At 72.6% G+C, this 25,986-nt stretch carries 26 protein-coding genes; 24 read left to right on the forward strand and 2 right to left on the reverse strand.

Features of this window, described 5'->3' with window-relative positions; genetic code table 11:
• Nucleotides 1-469 precede the first annotated feature (469 nt).
• The 5 genes from ACZ470_RS24160 to ACZ470_RS24180 all read left to right on the forward strand — a co-directional run bounded on the left by ACZ470_RS24160 (nt 470) and on the right by ACZ470_RS24180 (nt 6,095).
• Nucleotides 470-793 (forward strand): hypothetical protein, encoded by a 324-nt coding sequence (locus ACZ470_RS24160; protein ID WP_468430294.1) that lies wholly within the window; start codon nt 470-472, stop codon nt 791-793.
• 106 nt (nt 794-899) lie between these two features.
• Nucleotides 900-2,201, forward strand: a complete 1,302-nt coding sequence (locus tag ACZ470_RS24165) for an acyltransferase family protein (protein ID WP_468430296.1) — start codon at nt 900-902, stop codon at nt 2,199-2,201.
• 178 nt (nt 2,202-2,379) lie between these two features.
• Nucleotides 2,380-3,168 carry an alpha/beta fold hydrolase gene (locus ACZ470_RS24170; protein ID WP_468430298.1) on the forward strand — a complete coding sequence of 263 codons (789 nt, stop codon included), beginning with the start codon at nt 2,380-2,382 and terminating at the stop codon, nt 3,166-3,168.
• 124 nt (nt 3,169-3,292) lie between these two features.
• The gene (locus tag ACZ470_RS24175) at nt 3,293-5,404 is read left to right on the forward strand and encodes an MMPL family transporter (RefSeq protein WP_468430300.1); all 2,112 of its coding nucleotides are present in this window, start codon (nt 3,293-3,295) and stop codon (nt 5,402-5,404) included.
• A gap of 154 nt (nt 5,405-5,558) precedes the next feature.
• Nucleotides 5,559-6,095, forward strand: coding sequence for a hypothetical protein (locus ACZ470_RS24180; RefSeq protein ID WP_468430722.1), 537 nt, complete (start codon nt 5,559-5,561; stop codon nt 6,093-6,095).
• 379 nt (nt 6,096-6,474) lie between these two features.
• Here ACZ470_RS24180 and ACZ470_RS24185 read toward each other — a convergent pair whose 3' ends face one another.
• On the reverse strand, nt 6,475-6,987 hold the full coding sequence (locus ACZ470_RS24185; RefSeq protein ID WP_468430301.1) for a MarR family winged helix-turn-helix transcriptional regulator: 513 nt from the start codon (nt 6,985-6,987) through the stop codon (nt 6,475-6,477).
• Between the two features lie 313 nt (nt 6,988-7,300).
• Between ACZ470_RS24185 and ribB the strand changes: the two genes are divergently transcribed.
• The 13 genes from ribB (at nt 7,301) to ACZ470_RS24250 (ending at nt 18,262) form a co-directional block, all read left to right on the forward strand.
• Nucleotides 7,301-7,972: a 3,4-dihydroxy-2-butanone-4-phosphate synthase gene (gene ribB / locus ACZ470_RS24190; RefSeq protein WP_468430303.1), complete on the forward strand. Its 672-nt coding sequence runs from the start codon at nt 7,301-7,303 to the stop codon at nt 7,970-7,972.
• 17 nt (nt 7,973-7,989) lie between these two features.
• Nucleotides 7,990-9,234 (forward strand): 1-acyl-sn-glycerol-3-phosphate acyltransferase, encoded by a 1,245-nt coding sequence (locus ACZ470_RS24195; RefSeq protein WP_468430305.1) that lies wholly within the window; start codon nt 7,990-7,992, stop codon nt 9,232-9,234.
• 7 nt (nt 9,235-9,241) lie between these two features.
• Nucleotides 9,242-9,922: a hypothetical protein gene (locus ACZ470_RS24200; protein ID WP_468430307.1), complete on the forward strand. Its 681-nt coding sequence runs from the start codon at nt 9,242-9,244 to the stop codon at nt 9,920-9,922.
• Nucleotides 9,919-10,683, forward strand: a complete 765-nt coding sequence (locus ACZ470_RS24205) for an SDR family oxidoreductase (RefSeq protein WP_468430309.1) — start codon at nt 9,919-9,921, stop codon at nt 10,681-10,683. The genes ACZ470_RS24200 and ACZ470_RS24205 overlap by 4 nt, the downstream gene beginning before the upstream one ends.
• Nucleotides 10,683-11,102 (forward strand): SRPBCC family protein, encoded by a 420-nt coding sequence (locus tag ACZ470_RS24210; protein WP_468430310.1) that lies wholly within the window; start codon nt 10,683-10,685, stop codon nt 11,100-11,102. The genes ACZ470_RS24205 and ACZ470_RS24210 overlap by 1 nt, the downstream gene beginning before the upstream one ends.
• A gap of 2 nt (nt 11,103-11,104) precedes the next feature.
• Nucleotides 11,105-11,278: a hypothetical protein gene (locus ACZ470_RS24215; RefSeq protein WP_468430312.1), complete on the forward strand. Its 174-nt coding sequence runs from the start codon at nt 11,105-11,107 to the stop codon at nt 11,276-11,278.
• Between the two features lie 109 nt (nt 11,279-11,387).
• A complete protein-coding gene (locus ACZ470_RS24220) occupies nt 11,388-12,398 on the forward strand; it encodes a beta-ketoacyl-ACP synthase III (RefSeq protein ID WP_468430314.1) in 1,011 nt (336 codons plus the stop codon).
• 69 nt (nt 12,399-12,467) lie between these two features.
• Complete coding sequence (locus ACZ470_RS24225) at nt 12,468-12,614, forward strand: hypothetical protein (protein WP_468430316.1); 147 nt, start codon at nt 12,468-12,470, stop codon at nt 12,612-12,614.
• A gap of 46 nt (nt 12,615-12,660) precedes the next feature.
• Nucleotides 12,661-13,923, forward strand: a complete 1,263-nt coding sequence (fabF, locus tag ACZ470_RS24230; RefSeq protein WP_468430318.1) for a beta-ketoacyl-ACP synthase II — start codon at nt 12,661-12,663, stop codon at nt 13,921-13,923.
• Between the two features lie 403 nt (nt 13,924-14,326).
• Nucleotides 14,327-14,794, forward strand: coding sequence for a hypothetical protein (locus ACZ470_RS24235; RefSeq protein ID WP_468430320.1), 468 nt, complete (start codon nt 14,327-14,329; stop codon nt 14,792-14,794).
• Nucleotides 14,795-15,021: 227 nt separating this feature from the next.
• On the forward strand, nt 15,022-17,289 hold the full coding sequence (locus tag ACZ470_RS24240; protein WP_468430322.1) for an MMPL family transporter: 2,268 nt from the start codon (nt 15,022-15,024) through the stop codon (nt 17,287-17,289).
• A 121-nt stretch (nt 17,290-17,410) separates the two neighbouring features.
• Nucleotides 17,411-17,959 (forward strand): DUF6197 family protein, encoded by a 549-nt coding sequence (locus tag ACZ470_RS24245; RefSeq protein ID WP_468430323.1) that lies wholly within the window; start codon nt 17,411-17,413, stop codon nt 17,957-17,959.
• 33 nt (nt 17,960-17,992) lie between these two features.
• Entirely contained in the window at nt 17,993-18,262 is a 270-nt protein-coding gene (locus ACZ470_RS24250; protein ID WP_468430325.1) for a type II toxin-antitoxin system Phd/YefM family antitoxin, read from the forward strand.
• Nucleotides 18,263-18,397: 135 nt separating this feature from the next.
• Here the strand turns inward: ACZ470_RS24250 and ACZ470_RS24255 are convergent, their stop codons facing one another.
• The gene (locus ACZ470_RS24255; protein WP_468430326.1) at nt 18,398-18,958 is read right to left on the reverse strand and encodes a dihydrofolate reductase family protein; all 561 of its coding nucleotides are present in this window, start codon (nt 18,956-18,958) and stop codon (nt 18,398-18,400) included.
• A 232-nt stretch (nt 18,959-19,190) separates the two neighbouring features.
• Between ACZ470_RS24255 and ACZ470_RS24260 the strand changes: the two genes are divergently transcribed.
• The 6 genes from ACZ470_RS24260 (at nt 19,191) to ACZ470_RS24285 (ending at nt 25,964) form a co-directional block, all read left to right on the forward strand.
• The gene (locus tag ACZ470_RS24260; protein ID WP_468430724.1) at nt 19,191-20,192 is read left to right on the forward strand and encodes a methyltransferase; all 1,002 of its coding nucleotides are present in this window, start codon (nt 19,191-19,193) and stop codon (nt 20,190-20,192) included.
• A gap of 31 nt (nt 20,193-20,223) precedes the next feature.
• Nucleotides 20,224-21,462: a cytochrome P450 gene (locus ACZ470_RS24265; protein WP_468430327.1), complete on the forward strand. Its 1,239-nt coding sequence runs from the start codon at nt 20,224-20,226 to the stop codon at nt 21,460-21,462.
• Nucleotides 21,463-21,684: 222 nt separating this feature from the next.
• The gene (locus ACZ470_RS24270; protein ID WP_468430328.1) at nt 21,685-22,392 is read left to right on the forward strand and encodes a flavodoxin family protein; all 708 of its coding nucleotides are present in this window, start codon (nt 21,685-21,687) and stop codon (nt 22,390-22,392) included.
• A complete protein-coding gene (locus tag ACZ470_RS24275; RefSeq protein ID WP_468430330.1) occupies nt 22,389-23,798 on the forward strand; it encodes a phenylacetate--CoA ligase family protein in 1,410 nt (469 codons plus the stop codon). Before ACZ470_RS24270 ends, ACZ470_RS24275 begins: the two co-directional genes overlap by 4 nt.
• A gap of 16 nt (nt 23,799-23,814) precedes the next feature.
• The gene (locus ACZ470_RS24280) at nt 23,815-25,317 is read left to right on the forward strand and encodes an anthranilate synthase component I family protein (RefSeq protein WP_468430332.1); all 1,503 of its coding nucleotides are present in this window, start codon (nt 23,815-23,817) and stop codon (nt 25,315-25,317) included.
• A 5-nt stretch (nt 25,318-25,322) separates the two neighbouring features.
• A complete protein-coding gene (locus tag ACZ470_RS24285) occupies nt 25,323-25,964 on the forward strand; it encodes an anthranilate synthase component II (RefSeq protein WP_468430725.1) in 642 nt (213 codons plus the stop codon).
• Nucleotides 25,965-25,986 lie beyond the last annotated feature (22 nt).

Raw genomic sequence — 25,986 nt, forward strand, 5'->3', positions numbered from 1 at the left:
GCGCGCCCCGCACCCGCGCCGGGGCCCCGCAGCGTGCGGCCCCGTCCGCACTCACCAGGGCCCGTGCGGTCCGAGGGCGCCCCGTCTCCGCCCGCCGGGGCCCTGCGGCCCGCCGTCGCCCCGCCCGCACTCGCCGGGGCCCCGCGGCCTGCCGGGGCCGGCGGCGGTCGGCGGCACGGTTCCGGGCCGTCGCCGGGCCCCGGCCCGTTCCACTCGTCGGCGTCCGCGCGGCGGCCGCCGGCGGCACGGGGAGTGTCCCGGCGGCGGCCTGACACCGGCCCGCTTTCGCTTGCCGGGGCCGTCGGCCGTCGGCGGCACCGGAACGGTTCCGGCCGCCGCCTGCCACCGTCCTGCCCTTCCACTCACCGGGGCCCTACGGCCTCAGGACGGCCCGCCTCCGCTCCTCGGAGCCCCACGGCCCGCTACCGCCCACCCCACCCACCCGTCCGCCCCACCGAAAGGCACGTCCATGACCGCCACCTCCTACCGCCCGGCCCCCAGCACCCCCGGCCCCGTCTGGCGCGACGCCAACGTCCGCAGCGGTCCCTCGCTGGACAGCCCGGTCGTCGAACTGCTGCTGCCCGACGGCAACACCGCGCACACCGCCGAGGGCTGGGCCCTCGGCGACGAGGTCGTCGAGGGGGAGAACCCGGTCGGCGAGATCGTCAGCTCCGTCTGGTTCAAGTTCGCCGAGGGCCGCTGGTGCAGTGCCGTGAACTTCGACCCGTACCGCCTGAAGCCGCTGCTCGGCGACGCCGCCCCGCTGGTGCGGCCGCACACTCCCGCGACCTGAGGGCAAGCGGAGCCACCGGTGCCGCGAACACCGCACTTCAGAAGATGGCACCGGAATTGAGCCACATCCATGCTGAACGAGCCACCAACAAAGGAGTGCTGACGAAGTGAATGTCGACGGGGCCGTCGCACAGGCCCAGCAACCAAAGCGAGTCGGACGGCTCGACGGGGTCCGGGCACTGTGCGCCCTCGGCGTGGCCGCCGTCCACACCTCCTTCGCCGCCGGCGTCATGGGCGCCTACACCGCCAAGCCGGGCAACGAGGTACTGGCCACCCTGCTGGCCGGTCTGCGGCCCCTGGCCCTCGGCCCCTTCTTCGTCCTGTCCGGGATGCTGCTCTACCGCCCCTTCGCCCAGTGGACCCTCACCGGCAGCAGCCGCCCCAAGCTCGGCCCGTTCTTCGCCAAGCGGCTGGCCCGGCTGTGGCCGGCGTACATCCTGCTCGCACTGGTCTGCGTCTTCCTGCTCAACTACGAGGCCGTGGACGGACCCTGGTACGTACTGCGGCCGATCCTGATGCTCCAGGTCTACGACTACACGTGGATCGCCGGCATGGACCCGGCCTGGACCGTCCCGGCCGAAATGCAGTACTACCTCGCCCTGCCGCTGCTGGCCGTGCTCATGCACTGGCTGGCGGGCCGGACCACGGACCCGGCGAAGAAGGTCCGCCGGATGATGATCCCGCCGGCCGTCATCACCGTGGCGTCCGCGGTGTGGACGTGGTGGATCCACCGCCCCGAGATGGGTGTCTACCCGGAGGAGTACTGGTGGCCGTTCGCCGTGGGCGGTGCCTTCGCCCTCGGCATGGCGATGGCCGTCATCCACGTCCTGGCGGAGATGAAGCCGCACGACCGGCCCGCCCTGTACCGCGTCGCCGCCCGTCGGCCGCTGCTGCTGTGCGGTGCCGCCGTGGCCCTCTACGCCGTCAACTGCACGCAGCCCTTCGGCCGTCCCGGCTACGGCGACTACGAGGGCGTCGGCCTGGCCGTCACCCAGTACTTCCTGCTGCTGGCCTTCTCCTTCCTGGTCGTGATGCCGCTGTCGGTCCCCGAGGCGAAGTCGCGGGTCATCGACGCGGTCGTGGCCAACCCCGTGGCCCGCTATCTGGGCCGCATCTCGTACGGCATCTACCTGTGGCACTTCGCGATCATGTACTTCTGGTTCGAGACGGGCAGCGTCTTCGGCACCGAGCCCGCCCTCATGCAGCAGCTGCGCGGCACCATCTCCTTCCCCGAGTTGATGTCCGCGGTGCTCGTCGGCAGCATCCTCGCCGCGTCGCTGAGCCACTACCTGGTGGAGCGTCCGGTCATCGCCGCCGTCGGCCGCTGGGCCCGCCGCAAGGAGGGCGCCCCCGCCACCGCGCCGGCGCCCGCGACCCCCACCAGGGAGGAGCACGTCCTCACCCGGTGACGGCCCTCGCCACCCGCGTCAGCCGGATGGTGCCGCGAAGCGCGCGGCACCATCCGGCTTGCCCTGCCCGTGACTTGAGCGCAGCAACCTCGAAGATGCGGCCACCACCCGCCGCCCGGGACGCTGAGTGCGGCACGACCCCCGTGTCCCCCCTCAAGGCATCTGCACCGGGAGAGCAATGAACACTGTCCAGTCCGCCGACGGTACTGCCATCGCCTATGACCGCACCGGTGAGGGCGAGCCACTCGTCCTGGTCGGTGGTTCGTTCAGTGAGCGCGCGCACCCCACCATGACGCAGCTGGCCGAGGAGCTGGCCCCCCACTTCACCGTGTACAACTACGACCGGCGCGGGCGCGGGGACAGCGCCGACGCCCCGGAGTACGCCGTGGAGCGGGAGATCGAGGACCTCGCCGCCCTGATCGCCGAGGCCGGCGGCTCCGCGAAGGTGTTCGGCCTGTCCGCGGGCGGCGTCCTGGCGCTCAAGGCCGCCGCGGCCGGGGTGAACATCACCCGCGTCGCCGTCTACGACCCGCCGTTCGTGGTCGACGAGACCGGCCCGAAGCCGCCGGCCGGCTTCACCGAGAAGCTCGCCGAGCTCGCCGCGACCGACCGCCGGGGCGAGGCCGTGGAGTTCTTCATGACCCAGGGCATGGGCGCCCCGGCCGAGGCCGTCGCGGGGATGCGGTTCGCCCCGTTCTGGCCGGGCCTGGAGGCGCTGGCCCACACCCTCCCGTACGACACCACGATCACCGGCGACGACTTCGCCCTGCCGGCCGACGAACTGGCCTCCGTCAAGGTGCCCGTCCTCGTCGCCCACGGCGGCGACGCCGACGCGTGGCTGCACGCGAGCGCCCGCGCCGTCGCCGACGTCCTGCCCGACTCCCGTCACCAGGCGCTGGCGGGCCAGGGCATCGCCGTCGAGCCGCCGGTCCTCGCCCCCGTACTGAAGGAGTTCTTCCAGGGCTGAGCCCCACCGCCCTCCGGCGCCCGTGGAGCCTCGGCCCCACGGGCGCCGACGCGTGGGCCCGCCGCGGTGACGGCGCGGCCCCGCGCGAACCGCCGTACGTCCCCACCCAGAAGGAGAACCCCCCATGCCCACATGGCTCGAGCGAAGCACCGCCGTGCCCGGTGGCCGGCGCGGCAAGTGGCTCACCCTCGCCGTCTGGCTGCTCGCCGCGATGGCTCTCGGAGCACTGGCCGGCAAGCTGGGCGAGGTGCAGGACACCAGCGCCAACGCCTTCCTGCCGCGTGGTGCCGAGTCCGCGCAGGTCAACACCGAACTGGAGAAGTTCCGCAGCCACGACCTGATGCCGGCCGTCGTCGTCTACACCAGCGACGCGCCCGTCACCGACCAGGTCCGCGCCAAGGCCGAGGCCGACCGCACGGCGTTCGCGAAGATCGCCGAGCCGGGCCAGCAGGTGGCGCCCCCCGTGGCCGCCGAGGACGGCCGGGCGCTGATGCTCGTCGTCCCGCTCTCCGGCGAGGACCAGGCCGAGCTCGCCGACAAGGTCGAGGAACTGCGCACCGTCGCGGCCGCCCACGCCCCGCCCGGACTCGACACCGCGGTCGGCGGCCCGGGCGGCGCCACCGCCGACGCCTTCAACGTCTTCGACACCCTCGACGCGACCCTGATGGGGATCACCTGCCTGATCGTCATCGTCCTGCTGCTGCTCACCTACCGCAGCCCCGTGCTGTGGGTGTTCCCGGTCCTCGCCGTCGCCTTCGCCGCCGTACTGACCCAGGCCTTCACCTACCTGTTCGCCAAGTACGCCGGACTCCAGGTCGACCCGCAGAGTTCCGGTGTGCTGATGGTGCTGGTGTTCGGCGTCGGCACCGACTACGCGCTGCTGCTCATCGCCCGCTACCGCGAGGAGCTGCACCGCCACGAGGACCGGCACACGGCCATGCGGGTCGCCCTGCGCCGCACCTTCCCCGCCGTGCTGGCCTCCGCCGCCACCGTCGCCGTCGGCCTGCTCTGCCTCGGCCTCGCCGACATCAACTCCTCCCGCTCGATGGGCCTGGTCGGCGCCATCGGCGTCCTCTTCGGCTTCCTCGCCATGGCGACCGCCCTGCCCGCCCTGCTGGTCATCGCCGGACGCTGGGTGTTCTGGCCGCTCGTGCCGCGCCACGGGACCGCCCCGCGCACCGGTGACGGCTGGCGGCGCGTCGGCGAGGCCGTGGCCCGTCGGCCGCGCCGCGCCTGGCTGGTCTCCCTGCTGGTCACGGGTGGCCTCGCACTGAGCGCGCTGGGGCTGAACATGGGTCTGAGCCAGTCCGACTGGTTCCAGAACGAGCCGGAGTCCGTCGTCGCCCAGGAGCGGCTCTCGGCCCACTTCCCGTCCGGCGCGGGCGACCCCGCCGTCGTCATCGCCCGGACCTCCGAGGCGCGGGACGTCCTGGAGACGGCCGAGAACACCCCCGGCGTCCTCGAGGTCACCACCGTCGCCACCAGCGCCGACGGGGAGCTGACCCGGCTCGCCGCGGTACTGGAGGGAACGCCCGACAGCGACAGCGCCAAGGACGCGGTGAAGGAGCTGCGCGCGAACACCGACGCCCTCGTCGGCGGCACGGCGGCGCAGAGCCTCGACAAGGAGACCGCCACCGCGCGTGACCTGAGGACCGTCGTCCCGGCCGTCCTGCTGGTCATCCTGCTCGTGCTCGTCTGGCTGCTGCGGTCGCTGGTGGCCCCGCTGGTGCTGCTGGCCACCGTCGTCGTGTCGTACTTCTCCGCGCTGGGCGCCTCGGGCCTGCTCTTCGAGTACGTCCTCGGCTACTCCGGCACCGACTGGTCGGTGCCGCTGCTCGGCTTCGTCTTCCTGGTGGCGCTCGGCGTCGACTACAACATCTTCCTCATGCACCGGGTCAAGGAGGAGTCCCGGCTGCTCGGACACCGGCAGGGGATCGTCACCGGCCTCAGCGGCACCGGCGGCGTGATCACCTCCGCCGGCCTCGTCCTGGCGGCGACCTTCGCGGTGTTCGCCGTGCTGCCGCTGGTCGCCATGGCCCAGATGGGCGTGATCGTCGGCGTCGGCGTCCTGATCGACACGTTCCTGGTCCGCACGGTCCTGGTCCCGGCCCTCGCGCTGGACCTGGGCCCCCGCCGCTTCTGGTACCCGGCCGGCCCGCCCCGCTCCGAGGCCCCCTCCACCCCCGACACCACCTCCGACTCCACCCCGACCACCCGCGAACCGGCAACCCTGTGACTCCGCTTCGGGCCCCCGCCCGCCCCGGAACCTTCCGGGGCGGGCGGTGCCGTGCTCCCTCATCAGGTCCTCCCTCAGCGGGTGCGCCCTCATCCGCGGGGCGGATACGGTCCGCCGCAGCGGACGAAGCGTGGCCGTCGTGTCCGAGGCCAGCATGTGCGTCATGACGACAGCGACCGCCCCTCTCCCCGCATCCGCACCCGCGCCCGTGTGGGCTCGCCGCGCCGCCCACGCCATCGCGCTGTGCGCCGTCCCGTCCGGCCTGTGGCGCATCGCCATGGCATCCGGTGTCCCTGTGGGCTACAGCGACCAAGTGCTGCGCGATGTCTTCGACATCCCGGGCTGGGGCATCGCATACGTCGTCGGCCTCTCCGTCCTCACCGAGCTGGCCGCTCTGTTTCCGCTGCTGCTCATCAGCGACCGGTGGAGGCCGCTGCGCCCCAGGGTCCTCGCCCCGCTGGCCTGGACCGCCTCGGGCGTCCTGATTCTGGTGGCCCTGTGGCAACTCGTGGTCGCTTTCACCGCCGAGAGCCAGACGTACCTGTCGAGCGGCACGGCACAGACGGTCTGGGGCCTGGCTTTCGCCCCGCTGTTCGCCATCCCGGCCCTGATGACCGCGCTGACCTGGTCATACGCAAACCGTCACCGGGCGGCTTCCCCCGGGGAGCAGAGCGCTGTGCTGAGCGGGTAGATCCCCTTAGGGGATGTCCTGGCCCTCGTGTGCTCGCCGGATTATCACGGCGTGATATCCCACACGCGTCGGGTGCCTGTGTAAGCGTGGCGAGGGACCGGCAAGGCCCTCGACAGGGCCTGCGGTAGCCACTTCCACCGCCGGGCGGCGTGACCTGAACTCCCCGAGCCGGCTGGGCAGCCACGACCTCGGCGTCGCTTCCGACGGACCTGGCCGTGCACCGGCGCCGGCGCGGGCGGTAGCCGCAGGGAAACCACGTGGGCCCCCGCTGCTGCGGGGGCCCACGTGTGTCTGGTATCGAAGTGGAGTCTACGACTCCGTCGGCGGCACGGCCGCTTCGACGCGCGAGGTCCGGGCAAGGGGCAGCCGGCGTGGCCGGCTACTTCCCGCGGCCGAAGCGGGCTGCCAGCGCGGTTCCGCTGGGGGTGCCGTTCAGCATGCGGCGCAGGCCGTGGGTCATGACCAGCTGTTCCTCCGGGCTGAGGCAGTCCATGACCATGGCGTCGGTGCGGGCGTCGACGTCGCGCAGTGCGGGGAGCAGCTCCTCCCCGCGCGGGGACAGCCGCAGGTAGACGACCCGGCGGTCCACCTGGCCCGGCTCGCGGTCGACCAGGCCGCGCTTGGTGAGGGTGTCGACGATGCGGCTGGGGCTGCCGCTCTCGCACACGATCAGCCGGCCCACCTCGGCCAGCGTGAGGGGGGCGCGCTCGGCGAGCACGAGGAGGATCTCGGCCTGGGCCGGGGTCAGGTTGAGGGGCCTGAGGTGCCCGGTCATCTGCCGGGCCCCCTCGCGCTGGGCCGCCAGCAGCAGGTAGCGCAGTTCCGAGTCGTTCCGGGGCGGCTCGGACGTCGCGCCTGGCGGCGTTTCCATGGTGGCCGGGGAGTGGGACATGGCGGCTCTCCTGGGGGGTTGAGTCGGCTGCGGCAGCCGAACGGGGGTGCATCGTTTCTCGATGATGCAGCATCCATGGCGTGTCATTCAATGCTACGTCATCGATATGAGCCGCTTCAGGTCTTTTCCGGAGTCCCGCTTGTCACTTTGAACGACCCCTCGAATGTTGTTGCAACAACGATGCTGCGACATGCATGATGAAGCATCGGTGTTACGCCATCGATGTCGGAACATCGATGTCGGTGTCGTCGCATCGCTTCTTGACCCCGGTGCACGACCTCAGCGCAAGCCCACGTCAAGCAAAGGAAGCAAGATGACCGCGCAGATCCTTGAAGGCACTCCCGTCGCCCTCGACGCCCCGATCGTTCTCGACGACGCCGCGGCGGCCGTGGCGGCCATCGCACGGGGTGAGCTCGTCGTCGTGGTGGACGACGAGGACAGGGAGAACGAAGGAGACCTCATCGTGGCGGCGGAGTACGCCGACGCCGCGGCCATCAACTACATGATCACCCACGGTCGCGGCCTGGTCTGCGTCTCGGTGACCGAGGAGCGCGCCGCACAGCTGGAGCTGCCCCCGATGGTCGAGCGCAACGAGGACCACCACGGCACCGCGTTCACCGTCAGCGTCGACGGCGGCCCGGAGCACGGGGTGACCACCGGGATATCCGCCCCGGACCGCGCCAAGACGATCGAGCTGATGCTGAAGGGCACCAGCGGCGACCTGCGCCGGCCGGGCCACATCTTCCCGCTCGTGGCACGCCCGGGCGGCGTCCTGGAGCGGCCCGGCCACACCGAGGCCGCGGTCGACCTCGCCCGCTTCGCGGGGCTGGCGCCCGCCGGCGTCATCGTGGAGATCATCCGCGAGGACGGGACGATGGCGCGCCTGCCCCAGCTGGTCGAGTTCGCCCGGCGCGAGGGCCTGGTGCTCACCAGCATCGAGAAGCTGCGCGAGTACGCCGCCGCCCGCAGCGAGCGGGTTCTGTGAGCCGCATCCCCCGGTGGATGGCCGGTGCGTCGACCGCGCTGACACGCCCCGCGGTCACGCACCGGTACCTCGCCGGCGTAGAAGGGGTCCGGCACCTGCCGGCCGACACACCGTTCGTCCTGGTCGCCAACCACAGCAGCTTCGCGGACCACCTCGTCCTGGACGCCGTCCTGGACGGCCTGCGGGACACCCCCACGTCCTACCTCACCAAGGCGGAGGCCTTCGTTCACCCCGTGCGCCGCCGGTGGACCGAGGGCATGGGGGGCATCCCGGTGAACCGCGACCGGCCCGACAAGGAACTGCTGGCCGCGGTGGACGGCGTCTTCGCCGACCGCGGCGCCCTGGTGGTCTACCCCGAGGGCACCCGCGGGTCCGGCTGGCCGCTGCTCCCCTTCAAGGACGGCGCCTTCCGCTTCGCGGTCCGGGCGGGCGTGCCCGTCATCCCCGTGGCGATGTGGGGGGCGCAGGACGTCCTGCCCAAGGGGGCCTGGCGGCCCCGCCGGGCCCAGGTGCGGGTCGTCTTCGGCCCCGCACTGCCCGACGACACCGCACGGCCCAGGCCCCAGCGGGTCGCGGCACTGGTCGAGGCGGCGCGTCAGGCGCTGGAGGGGCTGGTGGACACCGCGCGCACGGCCCCCGACCCCCGGCGGGCCCGGCAGGCGGCCGCCGAACTCGTCCAGCGGGCCGAGACGGTCGTGGAGACGATGCTCAGCCACACCGACCAGCTGCCCGCCCGGCGGCGGATGCGGCAGGCGCGCCTGCTGCTCGACCTGGCCCGCGTCACCGATTCCGGCGGCTTCACCGGACCCGGCACCTCCGTCGGTGCCGACGCCCGCGTCCTGGAGGCCAGGATCACCGGACTGCGCGCCCTGAACGCCCCCGCACCGCTGCGGCCCGCCGTCCTGCGCGGGGTGCGGCACACCGCCGAGGAGGTACTGCGCACCCACCCCGACCACCTGATGGCCCGTTACCTGCTGGGCCGCTGGCACCTGCTGATGCCCCGAGCCCTGGGCGGCCGCCGCCCCCAGGCGCTGGAGCACCTGCGGCACGCGGCCCGCCTGGGCGCCCACGACACCCGCTATCCCATGGCGTACGCCGAGGCGCTGATCGCCGTCGGCCGTGACGACGAGGCGGCGCCGCACCTGCGCGGCATCCTCGCCGCGCCGGCCCCCGACGCCAGAACAGCGGACCGACGGCGCCGGGCCGAAGCCCACTACCAGCAGCTCGCCGGCGTCGGCGGCCCTGTGAATCCGAGGTCGTGAGAGAACCATGAGCACATCAGCGTTCCTGCGGTGCGGCAAGACACTCGTGGTCTTCGACGGGCCCCGTCGCCTGTCCTGGCACGCTTCCGCACCCGGCGACTACATCCCCACGGCTCTGTGGCCGAGCCCCGCGCAGGCGGCGGAGGTCATGGACCATCTGTACAGCGGCGGTTGTCTCCTCGTCCTGATCGAGCAGGAGCGCATCTCGGTACCGATGTACGCCGAGGAGGCCGAGCGTCTTCCGCCCGACGTGGCCGCCCGGGCCACGCTGACCAGTGACGGTGTGGTGAGCGAGCTGCACCTGCCGGTCCTGGACTGGATGCCGGCCGCGCTGCGCGAACGCGGCCTGCGCTTCCTGGAGAACAGCACGCGGCTGCTGCGCGAGGAGCCCGACCTCCTGCTGCCGCATCTGATCGTCGAGGACCCTCCCCACCACCTGGGGAACCTCAGGTTCGCCCGCCTGCGCCCGCCCCGCCCCTTCGCCGACGACCGTCTCGCGCCGGTCACCGACCACCTGTTCACCAGCGACATCACCGCAGACATCACCGCAGACATCACCACAGGCATCGCCAACGACATCACTGCCGACATCGCCAACGACATCACCGCCACCGTCGACCCCGCCGCCATGCTGTGCCCGTCCGACAGGACGGTGGCCGCGGTCCGTACCTGGGAGACCACGCCATGACCCTTCCGACTTCGCCGGCCCCGCCCCCAGCAAGCCCGCTGACGGGAAGGGTGGTGCTCCTCACCGGGGCGGGACGGGGTCTCGGCCTGCTGACCGCGCAGACGCTCCTGAACCAGGGAGCCACGGTGGTCGCCAACCACCGCTCCCCCTCGGAGGAACTGGAACGTCTCGTGGACAAGCACCGCGACCGGCTCCGGCTCGTCCCCGGTGACGCGGCCACCGACGACACGGCCGCCCTGCTGACCTCGGAGGCCCGCAGGTTCGGCCGGCTCGACGTCCTCATCCACAACGCCGCGATCACCCGCGACCAGCCCCTGGTGCGGATGTCGGTCGAGGACTGGGACGAGGTGCAGCGGGTCAACCTGCGCGGTGCCTTCCTCACCACCAAGTACGCGGTGAAGAGCATGATGCGGGCGCGCTACGGCCGCATCATCTACATCTCGTCGATCACCGCCCTGACCGGCAACGCCGGACAGGCCGCCTACGCCTCCTCCAAGGCCGGCCTGCACGGCCTGGCCATGACCGTCTCGCAGGAGTACGCCTCGTACAACATCCGCACCGCCACCCTGGCCCCCGGGATCCTCGACACCGGCCTGGGCGCCGCCGTGGCCGGCCCGCAGCGGCGGCGCATGACCGACCGCTCCCTGCTCGGACTGGGCGAAGCCGCCCAGACGGCCGAGACGATCGCCTTCCTGGCCTCTCCGGCCGCCGACTACATCAATGCCACGGTCATCCGCGCCGACGGAGGAATGAGGTACTGATGAACACCGCCGACTCACACATCCTGATCCCCGCCCCCCTGCGGACGGTGCGGCAGATCCTCCTGGAGCCCACCGAACTGGCCGAATGGAACCCCGCGTTCCTGTCGGTCCGGGGCCCCGAGGCCGCGATCGTCGGCCGGCGCTACCCCCTCACCGCCCGCGGTGGTCTCACCGGGCACTGGGAGTACCGCAGCATCGGTGAGAACGACATCGAGGGCTGGTGGGAGGTTCCCGGCCTGGCCGAGACCAACAGCTGGCGCCTGCTGCCCCACGGCGACGGCACCCACGTCACGCACTCCTTCACCAACCGGGGGACCCTCGCCGCCCTGCTGCGCCCGGCGTTCGCCGGCGTCGCCGACCTGCGCCTGGGCCGCCTGTCCCAGCGGGCCCGGCAGCGCGCCCTGGCCGGGGTGGCCTGACCATGCCGCCCGCCGCCCCGTCCGCCACCACGACACCCGGTGACCACACGCACCCGGACGCCGTGCTCCTGCCCGCCGCCGCCCGTACCGACTGCTGGGCGCTGCCGGTGCCGCTGCACCTGGCCCGCCTGGACGGCGAGGCGGCCGAGGAGCACATCCTGCGCGGCCTCGACTGAAGAGACCGCCCCCCTTCGTGGCGGGCCCGGAGACATCCCCCGTTCGGGCCCGCCACCATCCGCCCTTCCCTCCGGCCGTCCTCGACCGCCCGTCCCAGGGAGACCCATCGTGTCCGCACCCTCCGTGCTCCGGCCCGCCACGGGCCCGGCGTACGCCCGCATCACCGGCGTGGGCGGCTACCGGCCCTCCCGTGTGGTGTCGAACCAGGAGATCGCCCCCCGCATCGACTCCAGCGACGAGTGGATCCGCGAACGCTCCGGCATCGCCGAACGGCGCTGGGCGGCCGAGCAGGAGAGCGTCGCCCTCATGGGCGCCGCGGCCGCCGAGAAGGCCCTCGCGCACGCCGGAGTCACCGCGGACCGGATCGGCTGCGTACTGGTGGCCACCTCCACCCACTTCCGCCAACTGCCCGCGCTGGCCGCCGACATCGCCCACCGGATCGGAACCGCGCAGGCCGCCGCCTTCGACCTGTCCGCGGCCTGCGCGGGCTTCACCCACGCCCTGGCCGTCGCCCACGACCTGGTCCGCGGCGGCAGCGCCGGCCACGTCCTGGTGGTGGCGACCGAGCGGATGTCCGACCTGATCGACCACGACGACCGCGCCACCGCCTTCCTCTTCGGCGACGGGGCCGGAGCCGTCGTCGTCGGCCCCAGCGACACCCCGGCCATGGGCCCCGTGGTCTGGGGCTCCGACGGGGCACAGGGCGGCGCCATCGACCAGAGCGCCTCCTGGCTCGAACTGCGCCACGGCCGGCCGTCGCGCTTCCCCGCGCTGACCATGCAGGGCCAGACGGTGTTCCGCTGGGCCGTCTACGAGATGGCCCGCGCCGCCCGTCGCGCCCTGGACGAGGCGGGCGTGGACGCCGCCGACCTCGAGGCGTTCATCCCGCACCAGGCGAACCTGCGCATCGTGGAGGCCCTGGCCACCACACTGCGCCTGCCCGCACACGTGGCCGTCGCCCGCGACATCGTGCACACCGGCAACACCTCGGCGGCCTCCATCCCCTTGGCGATCGAGCAGATGCTGGCGACCGGAGCCGCCCGCAGCGGCGCGCTCGCCCTCACCATCGGCTTCGGCGCGGGACTCTCCTACGCCGCCCAGGTGATCACGCTGCCCTGACGCCCGCCCCCGTCCCCACGCACGCCCCGAACCGCCTCCCCGCCCGTCCGACCCAGCACAGGAGTTGCCATGAACGTGACCACCGCGCAGCCGGACACCGACCTCCTCGCGCGCGGCGAGGAGGCCCTCGCCACCGACGCCGACCGGCCGGGCACGGCGCCCCAGGAGCTCACCACCGTCCTGGACATCATGGCCCGCATCTTCCGGGCCGTCTGACCACTTCTTCCACGCCCTCGCGATCCCCACCTCCAGGAGACCCACGATGACGCACGCCGGCCGCAAGGTGCTTGTCACCGGGCTCGGAGCCACCACACCGCTGGGCGGCGACGCCGCCTCCACCTGGCAGTCCCTCCTGGCCGGGCGCTCCGGCGCCCGGACCCTGACCGAGGCGTGGGCGAGCGACCTCACCGTACGCATCGCGTGCCCGGCGGCGAGCGAACCCGCCCCGCACATCGGCCACGCCCTGGCCCGGCGGACGGACCGCTCGACACAGTTCGCGCTCGTCGCGGCCCGCGAGGCCTGGCAGGACGCGGGCCGGCCGGCCGTGGACCCCACCCGGCTCGGTGTCGTCATCGCCTCGGGACTGGGCGGCCTGACCTCGCTGCTGACCTCCCACGACGTGCTGCGGGAGCAGGGGTCGCGCCGCGTCTCCCCGCACACCGTGCCGATGTTCATGCCGAACGGGCCGGCCGCGCAGGTCGGCCTCGAACTGGGCGCGCGGGCCGGCGTCCACACCACGGCTTCCGCCTGCGCCTCGGGGGCCGAGGCGGTGGGACAGGCCCTGACGATGATCCGCTCCGGCCGGGCGGACGTCGTGGTCGCCGGAGGGACCGAGGCCCCCATCCATCCCCTGATCATGACGGCCTTCGCCAACATGAAGGCCATGTCGCGGCGCAACGACGACCCCGAGGCCGCCTCCCGCCCCTACGACCGCGACCGGGACGGGTTCGTGATGGGCGAGGGCGCCGGCATCCTCGTCCTGGAATCCGAGGAGCACGCCCGCTCCCGCGGCGCCCGCGTCTACGGCGAGGCGGCCGGTGTCGGCCTGACGTCCGACGCCCACCACATCGCCCAGCCCGAACCCGAGGGCCGTGACGTGGCCCGCGCCGTGCGCGCGGCGCTCGCCGACGCGGGCAGCTCCCCGCAGGAGGTCACGCACGTCAACGCCCACGCCACCTCCACACCGCTGGGCGATCTCGCCGAACTCGCCGCCCTGCGCCAGGTGATGGGCTCCCACGCCGAACGGGTACCGATCTCCGCCACCAAGTCGATGACCGGGCACCTCCTGGGCGCGACCGGGGCGGTGGAGTCCGTGGCCGCGGTCCTGGCCCTGCACCACCGTCTCGCGCCGCCCACCATCAACGTCGGCGCCCTCGACGGGCGGGTCGACCTGGACGTCGTACGCGACAAGCCGCGCGAGCTGGCCCCCGGCCCCGCCGTCGTCCTCAACAACTCCTTCGGCTTCGGCGGCCACAACGTCTGCCTGGCCTTCCGCGACGCCGACGACGCCACCCGTCAGCACTGAGCCGAACGGGCGACCGGACCCCTGCCCGGCCGCACCGTTTCAGGCCAACGCAGGACTCGATTCTGTAAACCCCCGATGCCGGCCCGGAGGCGAAAGCCCAGGCCATGCGCAGAGTGACGGAAGAGGGCCCCGCGGCGGCCGGCGGCAGATTCAAGCCGCGTCACGGAACCGGCCACCCGGCGCGCCAGGGCACGCTCTAGCGTGGCGAACGCGCTGTGGCGAACGACAGGCGTTGATCCTCCGCCGTACCGGCAACCGACGCAGTGAGTGACAGAGGGACGATGAAGGACGCCACCTTGAATCCCGCCGTTTCCCGCCTCGTCGAGGCCCACTCCTCGCCGCGCACCAGGCCATGTACGCCAGGCTGCGGACAGGCCGGCACCCTGGGCCTGTCCCGGCGCTCATGACGCCGCCCGCCGTCCCGCCGGAGCATCACTACGTCCGGGTCGTCGCGCGCATCACCGACCTGGCCGAACAGGGCTGCACCGCCCCCGACATCACCCGGGTGCTGCGGAACGAGGGCTACACCATGGCCCCCGGCCGCAGCGATTCCATCAGCCTGACCACGGTGCGCCGGCTGCTGCGCGAGAACGTCCCCCCGGCCCGTCGCCGGCCCGCCCCGGCTCCCGAGGAGAGCCTGACGGCCGACGAGTGGTGGCTGAGGGACCTGGCCGCGGAACTCTCCATGCCGCACATCACCCTGTACGCCTGGGCCCGGCGGGGCTGGGTCACCGTGGCGCGCCAGGAGAGCCGTCCCCCGTACCGCCTCATCCTCCGTGCCGACCACGGCGAAGTCGTGAGGCTCCGCGCCAAGCGCCCGAGCGCCGGCGGGCGTGCGGCGGCACCCGGCCTCCCCAGGATCGCTCTCTGACGCACCGCCGTTTCCCTCGCAGGTCATAGCCACTGTTCAGGCCCCTGGCGGGTCCGGCGCCAGAAATTCGTCTTCAAAGATGTTGCGTCATCGATGTCGTATCACTCATGATGAGTCATCGATAACGCATCATCGTTGTTTCAACATCGAAATGCGCGTGTCTGGCTGCTGTCGTACGGCCCGCTCCCGCAAGCGGTGGACGGACCCCCCGGAACCCAGGAGTAGAAGTGAAGAAAATCGCCCACCTCGCCGTTGCGCGGCCCAAAGCCGTGATTGCCGGCTGGCTGCTGCTGCTCGCCCTGGCCGTCCCCTTCGCCCTCCAGCTCGAAGGAGCCCTGAAGACGGGCGGCTTCTCCGACCCCCGCGGCGAGTCCGTCAAGGCCCAGCGCACCCTGGAGCGCGCCTTCGACGAGGCCCCCAACTCCCTGCTGGTCGTCCTGCACGACAAGGACGGCGCCGTCCAGGACGCCATCGGAGAGGCCCGGGAGGCGGTGCAGCGCGAGGGAGTCTCCGCCGTCACCGACCGCACCACCCACCCCGAGTGGCTGTCCGAGGACGGCCGCACCACCTTCCTCCAGGTGGGCTTCACCAGTGACAACACCACGGTCCAGAACCTCGTGCCGGACCTCCAGGACGACGTGCGCGAGGCCGTCGGCGACAAGGTCGAGGTCGACGTCACCGGCGCCCCCGCCCTGGACTACGCGCTGAACGTGCACTCCAAGGAGGACGTCACCCGCGCCGAGATGATCGCCTTCCCGGTGCTCTTCATCGTGCTGCTGCTGGTCTTCCGCTCCGTGGCCGCGATGGTCGTCCCCCTGCTCATGGCGGGCGTCACCCTGATGGCGACCCAGGCCATCGGCTACGGGATGACGCAGTTCACCGACGTCAACAGCCTCTTCACCAACATCGTGAGCATGGTCGGCCTGGCCGTCGCCGTCGACTACTCGCTCTTCATCATCAAGCGCTTCCGCGAGGAGCTGGCCGACGGGCACGCCGTGCCCGACGCCCTGGACCGCACCATGCGCACCGTCGGCCACTCCGTGGTCTTCAGCGGCCTGGCCGTCGTGGTCGCCCTCTCGGCCCTCTTCATCCCCCGCGCCATGTCCTTCACCAGCATCGCGCTGGGCGGCGTGGCCGTCTCCCTGGTCGCCGTGGCCATCGCCGTGACGCTGCTGCCCGCCGTGCTGAGCCTGCTGGGCCACCGCATCAACTGGGGCACCCTGCGCCGCCGCAAGAACACCACCGAGACCACCGCTCCCCGCAAGGCCGGCAAGGAAGACCGCCCCGGCAACCGCTTCACCCGCCGCCCCGGCCTGGTCCTGGCCGCCCTCGCGGTCGCCTTCGCCGCACTCGCCGCCCCCGCCGCCCAGCTGACCCTGCGCGTCCCCGTCGCCAGCGCGGACATCCTGCCCGCCGACGACAGCGCCCGCATCGGAATGGAGCGCATCAAGCAGGACATCGGCGTCCGCGAGATGTTCCCCATCCAGGTCGTGCTCAGCGCCGACCGTGACCAGTCCGACGCCCTCGTCAAGAGCGCCACCGACATCGCCGCCTACGCCCAGTCCGCACCCGGCGCCGACAAGGTCCAGTCCGTCGAGCCCTTCGCCCGGTCCCTGGACGACCCCGCCGCCCTGGACGCCGCCGCCCGCACCGCACTCGACCAGCTGTGGACGCAGGACGGCGACAACCTGGTCACCCGCGTCATCATCACCCCCAGCGCCGACCCCGACAGCTCCTCGGCCCACCACCTCGTCGACGACCTGCGCGACCACCTCGACGACCGCACCCAGCCCGAGGTCACCGTCCAGCTCGCCGGCGCCACCCCCACCGGCTCCGACTTCGACGACCTCGTCCTGCGCTCGGCCCCCCTGGTCGTCCTCTCCGTCGCCCTGCTCAGCTTCCTGATCCTGCTCTACGCCTTCCGGTCCGTCCTGCTGCCGCTGCTCGCCCTGGCCTTCAACATCGCCGTCGTGGGCGCCAGCCTCGGCTTCCTCGCCCTGCTCACCGGCAACGCCGACAACTCCATCAACAGCGTCACCCCGCTCATGCTCTTCGCCGTGATGTTCGGCCTCAGCATGGACTACATGGTGATCATGATCTCCCGTATGCGGGAGACCTACCTGGGCGGCGCCTCCCACCGCGAGGCCGTCCTCGGTGGCCTCGCCCGCACCGCCGGCCTCGTCAACGGCGCCGCGGCCATCATGGTGGCGGTCTTCGCCTCCTTCACCAGCGCGCAGATCAGCATCGTCCGCGAACTCGGCATCAGCCTCGCCGCCGCCGTCATCCTGGACGCCGTCGTCATCCGCCGCCTGGTCATGCCCGCCACGCTCCTGCTGATCGGCGACCGCACCTGGGGCCGCCACCGCCGCACCGAGCAGCAGTCCCCGGCCTCCGCCCCCGAGCAGATCACCGCCCCCGAGCCGGTCCCCGCGACGGCCGCGACGGCGGACACCACGAGCCGGCACCCGGAGCTGGCCGACCACACCACACGGTGACCTGACCCGCCTGGACACGCTGCGCCGATCGCCTCACTTCCCGAGCGACGGCGCAGCGGTCCGTTCCGCCGCCCCACCCGAACCCGACGTGACAACCCGCCAGGACAGGGAGCCCGACCCGGTGAGCACGACGCTGTACGACCCCGCCCTCACGGACCTCACCCCGCCGCCGCTGTCGCCCGCCGGCGACGACGCGATCTTCCAGCGAAGCGCCCTGCTGATCACCCGACGAGGCTGGTGCCAGGGACAGGGACTCCTGTACATCGGCTCCCCCCACGACCCGCAGGCGGCGAGCCTGGTCGGCGCCCTCGCGTGGGCGGCGACCGGAGACGCGGAGTCCTGCGGCCCCGAGGTGAGAGCCGCCCTGGCCGCGGTACGGGCCCGCCTGGACCCCCACAACAGCGCCTTCTTCAGTGACTGGGAGCTGGTCTGCGCCTGGAACGACACACCGGCCCGCACCCGCGAACAGACCATCGCCCTGCTCCAGTCCTGCCGCTACCCGACCCTGCCCCTGCCACGAAGGGGCGACAGGCTGATGGGCCTGCTGGAGGAGCGGGAGGCGGTCGCCCGCATGCGAGTGGACCGCCTCCAGACGGAGGCCGACCGCATACTCTCCGAACTCGCCGCGGCCAAGGAGGTACTGGAACGCCGGGCAACCGTTGGCGCGTAAGCCTGTGCACACGCGGATGCGTACGCTGGCCTCATGGGTGAGAACACCGTGACCGTACGGGAAGCCCGCGCGCACCTCGCAGACCACATCAACCGGGCCGAGGATGGCATCCCGACCGTCATCACGCGCAAGGGCGTCCCGGTGGCCGCCGTGGTGCCGTTCTCGGACTTCGAAGCTTTGGAGGAAGCGGCCGACGTGATGTTGGCGCGCGAGGCCGAAGCGGTCCTGGCCGAGGGCGGCACCACCGTCACCATGGCGGAACTGCTGACGGACCTGTTCAGCCGCGCTGACCGCGCTCGGTGACGACCCGTACCGCGAGGACGCCGACGTCCACCGCAGCCTGTAGGCGATCAGCACAAAGACCGGCCGATGACCTCGGGAATTGGCCGCCGGCCACGGCCAGGTGGTCGACCAGGGACCGTCCGCCGACGGGCGGGGTCAGCGCGGCTGAAGGACGTACTGGGCCTCGATGACCCCGTTGTCGAAGGCGCGGGTGGACGCCAGGTGCATGGGGATCTGCTCGCCGTCGGCGAGGGTGCGGCCGGTGCCGGCGATGACGGGGGCGATCTGGAGGTAGAGGTTGTCCAGCAGGCCGTTGCCCATGAGCCACTGGACGAGGGTGATGCTGCCGCCGACGTTGATGTTGCCGCCGGGCTGCTGCTTGAGGGCCCGGATCCGGCCGGCGATGTCGTCGCCGGTGATCAGGTGGCTGCCCTGCCACTCCCCGACCTCGGTGAGGGTGGAGGAGACGACGTACTTCGGCGCGGCGTTCATCCAGCCGGCGGTGGGCACCTGCTCGTTGGTGGCGTGCGGGAAGAACGTGCTCCACATCTGATAGGTGCTGCGGCCCAGCAGAGCGGTGTCGGCGTCCTCGAACAGCCGCATCAGCGCCTCGGTCGTCTCACCGGTGTTGTAGGGCATGCTCCACTTCTCCGGGCTCTCCACGACACCGTCCAGCGAGATGAACAGTCCGGCCACGATCTTGCGCTCTGCGGTCATGCGATCACTCCTTGGGAGAGCTCCCGTGGGAGCTCGCGACTTCCGGCTCGGAAGTCAGCTTGTATTTTGCAAGTGTGGATTGTCAATTGCATCATGGGGCCCCTGCGTGTGCTGACTCGCCATCAACCCGCCCCGACAGGAGCGCAATTCAAGAGATGGCCGCTGCCCACCACTCCGCGAGGATGGCTTCGCGGGCCCCGCTGTGCCCGCGGTGAAGGAGGGCTTCGCTGTGTTGGGTGACGAGGACGGCAGTGCCGCCGCGCTGTGGCGGATGGCGAATCTGGGCACACCGATGGCCGTGCGCGTGGCCGCGACCCTGCGGATCGCCGACCACATCGCCGCCGGCACCCGGACGGCACCGGCGCTGGCCGAGGCGGTCGGCGCCCACCCCGGCGCCCTGGAGCGGCTGTTGCGCTACCTGGCCGTGCGGGGGGTGCTCGAGCGTGACGAGGACGGCCGGTACGACCTGACCGCGCTGGGGCAGCCGCTGCGCGAGGACCATCCGGCCGGACTGCGCACCTGGTTCGACATCGACACCGGCGGGCGCGGCGAACTCTCCTTCGTGGAGCTGCTGCACAGCGTCACGACGGGCGAGGCCGCCTTCCCGGTGCGCTACGGGCGTTCCTACTGGGACGACCTGACCGCCGAACCCGAGCGGGCCGCCGCCTTCAACTCCCTGCTGGGCGCCGACGTGGCCGTCCGCGCCCCGGACATCGTCACCGGCTACGACTGGGGCGGCCTCGGCCATGTCGTCGACGTGGGCGGCGGCGACGGCTCCCTGCTGACCGCCCTGCTCGAGGCCCACCCCGGCCTGCGCGGCACGGTCGTCGACCTGAAGGAGGCCGCGCTCAGCGCCGAACGGTCCTTCGCCGCCTCCGGCCTGGCCGACCGCGCCGACGCCGTCACCGGCAGCTTCTTCGACCCCCTGCCCGCCGGAGCCGACGGCTACGTGCTCTCGCTGATCCTGCACGACTGGGACGACACCGCGGCGACCGCGATCCTGCGCCGCTGCGCCGAGGCCGCCGGCCGCACCGGCTCCGTCTTCGTCATCGAGTCGGTCGGCCCCCACGGCGACGCCCCGCACACCGGCATGGACCTGCGGATGCTGTGCGTCTACGGCGCCCAGGAGCGCGGCGTGCCCGAGTTCGCCGCACTCGCCGCCGACGCCGGCCTGAAGGTCGCCGCCGTCCACGCCGCCGGACCCTCGGCGATCATCGAACTGACCGCCGCGTGACCGGCCCACCCGCCGCAGGAGGAGACCCCGGATGGCCGAGCCCGCCGCCCTGTCCCTGACGGAGGCGTTCGCCGCCCTGGGCACCGTGCAGGGCCGCCAGGACCCCTACCCGCTGTACGAGGCGATCCGCGCCCACGGCGGCCTCGCCCGGCGCGGCCCCGGACGGCTGGTCGTCACCGGCTACGACGAGTGCGCCCGCGCCCTGCGCGACACCCGCCTGCACGTCCAGGACCGCACGGCCTACGACACCGCCTACCCGGCCTGGCGCTCCCACTCCTCCCTGCGCGCCTTCACCAGCTCGATGCTCTACAGCAACGGGCCCGACCACACCCGGCTGAGGTCCCTGGCCGCGTTCGCCTTCACCCCGCCCCGGGTGCGCGAACTCGCCTCGGTCGTCGAGGACATGGCCGACCGTCTCCTGGACCGCATGGCCCGCCTCGGCGCCGGCGGCAGCCCCGTCGACGTCATCGCCGAGTTCGCCTCCCGGCTGCCCATCGCCGTCATCGGCGCCGTGCTCGGCTTCCCCGAGGAGGACCAGGTCTGGTTCCGGGAGATGGCCTCCACCATCGCCGTGTCCACCGACGGCACCTCCGACCCCACGGCCCTGAGCCGGGCCGACGCCGCGATGGACGACCTCGCCGGCTACTTCGCCGGGCTCGTCGAACAGCGCCGCCGCAGGCCCGCCGACGACCTCCTCACCCTCCTCACCACGACCCACGACAACGAACCGGAACGCCTCGGCCACGAGGAGCTGATGGGCAACCTCATGGTGCTGCTCACCGCCGGCTTCGAGACCACCAGCTTCCTCATCGGCCACGGCCTGATGATCGCCCTGGACCACGCCCCGTACGCGCGGCGGCTGCGCGACGACCCGGACTTCGCCGACGCCTACGTCGAGGAGATCCTGCGCTACGAGCCGCCCGTCCACGTCACCAGCCGCTGGGCCGCCGAGGACACCGAACTGCTCGGCACCGCCGTGCCGCGCGGCACCCGGCTCACCCTGATCCTGGCCGCCGCCAACCGCGACCCGCGCCGCTTCACCGCGCCGGACCGCTTCGACCCCGCACGCGGCGGCGCCCCGGGGCCCCTGAGCTTCGGCGCGGGCCCCCACTACTGCCTCGGCGCCCCCCTCGCGCGCCTCGAGGCCCGTATCGCCCTGCCCCGGCTGCTGCGCCGCTTCCCGCGCCTGACGGCCGCCGCCACTCCCGTCTACCGCGACCGGTGGGTCGTCCGCGGACTCGACACCTACCCCCTCGCGCTCGGCGCCTGACCTGCGTCGCCGCCACTCCCGCGCGCCCGGGGGACCGGGATTTTCGCACAGCATTTAGAGAGATGCGTCCTCACGCCCGCAGACGTGACGATTCAGGTAAGTCGGCAGGCCCCCACGACGACTTGGCGAAGTCGAGCACCCCGCCGTCCGTGCCCTGCTCTCCGGCGCCCCCCGCCGACTGCGCCGGAACCGCCGAATCCTCGCATGCGAAGGAGTCATCTCGTGAACGCACCACTCAGGATCCTGGCGATCAACGGATCGGAGCGTGACGGCAACACCGCCGACGTCCTGCGGTACGCCGCCGGGGTCGCGGAGCGGCGCGGGGTCGAGTTCGAGACGGTCGATCTGCGCTCCGTCCGCATGGACCGCTGCGGCCCGTGCGGCGACTGCAACACCCGTACGATCCCCTGCGCGGTGGAGGACGACGTCGCCGGCGTGGTGGCCAGGATGATCGCGGCGGACGGCATCGTCTTCGCCGCGCCCGTCCACGGCTTCGGCACCGCCAGCCTCATGCAGACCTTCATCGAGCGGGCCGGGGTCGGCCACCTGCGCTTCGACCGCCCGCTGACCAACAAGGTCGCCGGAGTCATCTCCGTCGCCCGGCGCTACAGCGGCGGCGAGGTGTGGGCGCAGCTGACCGTCAACGCCCTCCTCAACCGGATGATCGTGGTGGGCAGCGGCTTCCCCGCCACCGTGCACGCCCTGCACCGCGGCGACGCCCTGAACGACGACGAGGGACTGACCAACGTCTCCCGGCTCGTGGACCGGATGACGGACATGATGGAGCTGCTCGCCGAGCACAAGAGGCTCACCGGGCAGGACGGCCCGATTCACACCGGCGAGGCCAACGAGCGCGTCGGACTCGCCCTGAACGCCGCCGAGTTCGAGGACACCCCCGAACCCGCCCTCTCGCTCCAGGGCCGGCCGTGACCGCCGCCGGCACCGACGCCTTCCTCGCCGCCCACCGCCGGATCAGTGACGCCTTCCACGACGGCACCCTCTCCGAGCGGGCGCTCGCCGACTGGCACGCCGAGCGGCTGACCGCCGTACTGCGGCACGTCACCGCACGCTCCCCGTTCTACCGCCGCCACCTGGCCGGCGTGGACATCGAGGCCGTCACCCCCGACACGCTCGGCACGCTGCCCTTCACCACCAAGGACGATCTGCGCCGCGAGATGTACGACGTCCTGTCCGGCCCGCTCTCCGACGCGCGGATCTACTACGAGACCAACGGCACCACCGGCGCCGCCACCCCCTGCCCGCGCGGCGCCCGCGACATCGCCGCCTCCAACACCGCCGTGGAGCAGTCCTGGCGGCATCTGCTGCGCACCCGCTTCGGCGACCGCAAACCGGTCGTCGGCCTCATGGGACCGTCCGAGCTCTACGCGTTCGGCGACGTGTTCACCGATGTGGCCGCCACCCTCGACCTCTGCCACGTCAAGATCTGGCCCGAGTCCCCGCGCGTCGGCTTCAAGAAGGCGCTGCGCCTCATCGAGGAGCTGGGCGTCGAGATCATCGTCTGCGCGCCCGCGCTGTGCCTGAGCCTCGCCAAGGCCGCCCTGCACCACGGCTACGACCTGGCCGCGCTGCCGGTGAAACTGTTCCTCGTCCTCGGCGAGATCTGCACCCCGCAGTTCGCGGCGAACGTCTCCACCGTCTGGCCGCACGCCGTCGTACGGCCCGCCCTGTACGGCTCGCAGGAGGCCCTGTGCATCGCCTCCGGCGCCGACAGCGGCGCCCTGCACCTGTCCTCCCCCAACTACCTGGCCGAACTGGTCGATCCGGACACCGGCGCCCCCCTCGGCCCGTACGGCACCGGCGAACTGGTGCTGACCATGCTGATCGACGGCATCAAGCCGCTGATCCGCTACCGCACCGGGGACCTGGTCCGGCTCACCCCCGCCCCGCCCGGCTCCGCCCTGCCCGGCCCCGTCGTCGAGGTCGTCGGACGCGCCGGTGACCGCATCCCGCTCGGCGACGGCCTGCTGTGGCCGGCCGAACTGGAGGCGGCCGTGCTGACCGACGTCCGCGGCTGCCTGGGCTACCAGGTCGTCGTCGACAGCGCACCGGACGGCGGCGACCGGGTCACCGTCCGCATGGACCTCCTGCCCGGCACCGCACGGCCCGACCGGGTCGCCGCGGCCGTCACCGCCCGGCTGCGGGAACGCACCGGCGCGCACAGCACCGTCGTGGTCGACACCGACATCGACCCCGTGACCCACACCGGTTCGTTCGTCAGCTGGAAGGCGGCCCGGGTCCTCGACCGCCGGTCCGGGCCCGACGGCCCGGCGCGCACCGCCCGACAGGTCGCGCACCGCTACGCGATCACCACGTAGACCCCAAGGACCTGCCATGACCCATCCGCTCTCGGCGCCCGCCCCGGTCCGCGTGACGACACGCGCCCGCGGCCTGCCCCAGCCGGCGATGCTCCCCGCCTACCGCGCCCTCGCCGAGCGCTTCGGGCCCGACCAGGTGTACCTCCTGGAGTCCGCCGCCGGCCCGCTGCGCGACCGCCGCTACCAGTTCGCCGGCTTCGGCACGCTGCTGTCGCTGTCCGTCACCGACGGGACGGTACGCGTCGGGGGCCGCCCCGGCCTGGTCCGGCTGCTCCTGGAACGCGCCCGGCCGCTGTTCGCGCAGGACGCGGCCGAGGAGGACGGCGGCGCGGGGCACGCCACCGTGCGGCTGCGCTCCTTCAAGGACCTGTGGACCCTGCTGCGCACCGCCCAGCGGATGTTCGACGCCGAGGGCTCGGCCACCCGCTTCCGCTTCGGCTTCCTCGCCTACTTCGGCTACGACACGGTCCGCTACGTCGAGGACCTCCCCCACCTCATCGAGGACCGCCCCGACCTGCCCGACGTCCACCTCGTCCTGCACCAGGGCTGTGTCGTCGCCGACCTCGAGGGCGGCGACGCCGAGCTGCTGCTGCACGAGTCAGCGCACTGGGAGCCCCTCGACCAGGACGGCGTCCTGCGCCTGCTCGACCGGGCCGAGGACACCCATCCCGAACCGGCCGCCGACACCTTCCCCGAGGCCGTCGTCACCGACGACAGCGACCCCGACCGGTTCGCCGCCGACGTCGAACGCTGCCTGAAGCACATCGCGGTCGGCGACATCTACCAGGTGCAGATCGGGCACGAGCTGACCATCCGGTCCCCGGCCCGCCCGGCCGACGTCTACCAGCGGCTGCGCCGGCGCAACGCCTCCCCGTACATGTACCTGGCGAGCCTGGCGGGCCAGTGCGTCATCGGCGCGAGCCCCGAACTGTTCGTACGGATCGAGGACGGCACCGTCACCATGCGGCCCATCGCCGGCACGCTGCCGCGCACCGGGGACGACGAGGCCGGCGCCCGGCGGCTGTCCTCCGACCCCAAGGAGATCGCCGAGCACACCATGCTCGTCGACCTGTGCCGCAACGACATCGGCCGGATCTGCCGCGCCGACACCCTGGAGGTGCCCGACCGGCTCACCGTCGAGCGCTACTCGCACGTGCTGCACCTGGTGTCCACCGTGCGGGGGCAGGCCGAGCGGGACAAGGACGCCTTCGACACGATCGCCGCCCTGTTCCCCGCCGGCACCATGACCGGCACCCCCCGGATCCGCGCCATGGAGATCATCGAGTCCGTCGAACGCAGCCGCCGCGGCCTGTACGCGGGCGCCCTCGGCGTCCTCGACGTCGGCGGCTACACCAACCTCGCCCTGTGCATCCGCACCCTGTTCCACCGCGACGGCGAGTACCGCACCCGCGCCTCCGCGGGCATCGTCGCGGACTCCGACCCCCGCGCCGAATGGCGCGAGACGCTGGCCAAGATGAGCGCCGCCCACTGGGCGGTCACCGGAAAGGAACTGCTGTGACCCGGATGTTCACCGTCCGGCCCGCCTCCGGTCCGCCCCCGCGGATCCTGGTGGTCGACGCGTTCGACAGCTTCGTCGACATCCTGCGCCAGTACCTGATGTCGGCGGGCGCCGTCCCCCTCATGGTCCGCTCCAACGCGCTCACCCCCGACGACGTGCCCGCCATGAACCTGGACGGCATCCTCCTCGGCCCCGGTCCCGGCCACCCGGACGACTCGGGACACGTGGAGCTCGTACGGGCCTTCGCCGGGCACCTGCCGCTGCTCGGGGTGTGTCTGGGCCACCAGGCCATCGGCCGCGCCTACGGCGCGAGCGTGGTGCCCGCCGAACACCTCATGCACGGCAAGACCAGCCGGATCCGGCACGACGGACGCGGTCTGTTCGCCGGGCTGCCCGACCGGTTCGAGGCGACCCGCTACCACTCCCTCGTCGTGCCCGAGGAGACCGTCCCGGACTGTCTGGAGGTCACCGCCCGCTCGGCGGACGACGGCTATGTGATGGGGCTGCGCCACCGCACCCTGCCCGTGGAGTCGGTCCAGTTCCACCCCGAGAGCTTCCGCACCGACCACGGCATGGACGTCGTCACCAACTACCTGCGCACCGTACGGGACTTCGCCGCCCGGAGGGCCACCGTCACGGCCGCCTGAGACCGCCGGCCACGGACCGCAC

The organism is Streptomyces sp. NPDC031111 (assembly GCF_055570675.1).

What these genes read in the sequence shown, in the direction of transcription:
- fabF (WP_468430318.1), top strand. Translation starts at nt 12,661, where the DNA reads ATGACGCACGCCGGCCGCAAGGTGCTTGTCACCGGGCTCGGAGCCACC.
- ribB (WP_468430303.1), top strand. Translation starts at nt 7,301, where the DNA reads ATGACCGCGCAGATCCTTGAAGGCACTCCCGTCGCCCTCGACGCCCCG.
- ACZ470_RS24170 (WP_468430298.1), top strand. Translation starts at nt 2,380, where the DNA reads ATGAACACTGTCCAGTCCGCCGACGGTACTGCCATCGCCTATGACCGC.
- ACZ470_RS24215 (WP_468430312.1), top strand. Translation starts at nt 11,105, where the DNA reads ATGCCGCCCGCCGCCCCGTCCGCCACCACGACACCCGGTGACCACACG.
- ACZ470_RS24175 (WP_468430300.1), top strand. Translation starts at nt 3,293, where the DNA reads ATGCCCACATGGCTCGAGCGAAGCACCGCCGTGCCCGGTGGCCGGCGC.
- ACZ470_RS24225 (WP_468430316.1), top strand. Translation starts at nt 12,468, where the DNA reads ATGAACGTGACCACCGCGCAGCCGGACACCGACCTCCTCGCGCGCGGC.
- ACZ470_RS24160 (WP_468430294.1), top strand. Translation starts at nt 470, where the DNA reads ATGACCGCCACCTCCTACCGCCCGGCCCCCAGCACCCCCGGCCCCGTC.
- ACZ470_RS24185 (WP_468430301.1), bottom strand. Translation starts at nt 6,987, where the DNA reads ATGTCCCACTCCCCGGCCACCATGGAAACGCCGCCAGGCGCGACGTCC.
- ACZ470_RS24180 (WP_468430722.1), top strand. Translation starts at nt 5,559, where the DNA reads ATGTGCGTCATGACGACAGCGACCGCCCCTCTCCCCGCATCCGCACCC.
- ACZ470_RS24280 (WP_468430332.1), top strand. Translation starts at nt 23,815, where the DNA reads ATGACCCATCCGCTCTCGGCGCCCGCCCCGGTCCGCGTGACGACACGC.
- ACZ470_RS24205 (WP_468430309.1), top strand. Translation starts at nt 9,919, where the DNA reads ATGACCCTTCCGACTTCGCCGGCCCCGCCCCCAGCAAGCCCGCTGACG.
- ACZ470_RS24285 (WP_468430725.1), top strand. Translation starts at nt 25,323, where the DNA reads ATGTTCACCGTCCGGCCCGCCTCCGGTCCGCCCCCGCGGATCCTGGTG.
- ACZ470_RS24265 (WP_468430327.1), top strand. Translation starts at nt 20,224, where the DNA reads ATGGCCGAGCCCGCCGCCCTGTCCCTGACGGAGGCGTTCGCCGCCCTG.
- ACZ470_RS24235 (WP_468430320.1), top strand. Translation starts at nt 14,327, where the DNA reads ATGACGCCGCCCGCCGTCCCGCCGGAGCATCACTACGTCCGGGTCGTC.
- ACZ470_RS24210 (WP_468430310.1), top strand. Translation starts at nt 10,683, where the DNA reads ATGAACACCGCCGACTCACACATCCTGATCCCCGCCCCCCTGCGGACG.
- ACZ470_RS24200 (WP_468430307.1), top strand. Translation starts at nt 9,242, where the DNA reads ATGAGCACATCAGCGTTCCTGCGGTGCGGCAAGACACTCGTGGTCTTC.
- ACZ470_RS24250 (WP_468430325.1), top strand. Translation starts at nt 17,993, where the DNA reads ATGGGTGAGAACACCGTGACCGTACGGGAAGCCCGCGCGCACCTCGCA.
- ACZ470_RS24195 (WP_468430305.1), top strand. Translation starts at nt 7,990, where the DNA reads ATGGCCGGTGCGTCGACCGCGCTGACACGCCCCGCGGTCACGCACCGG.
- ACZ470_RS24255 (WP_468430326.1), bottom strand. Translation starts at nt 18,958, where the DNA reads ATGACCGCAGAGCGCAAGATCGTGGCCGGACTGTTCATCTCGCTGGAC.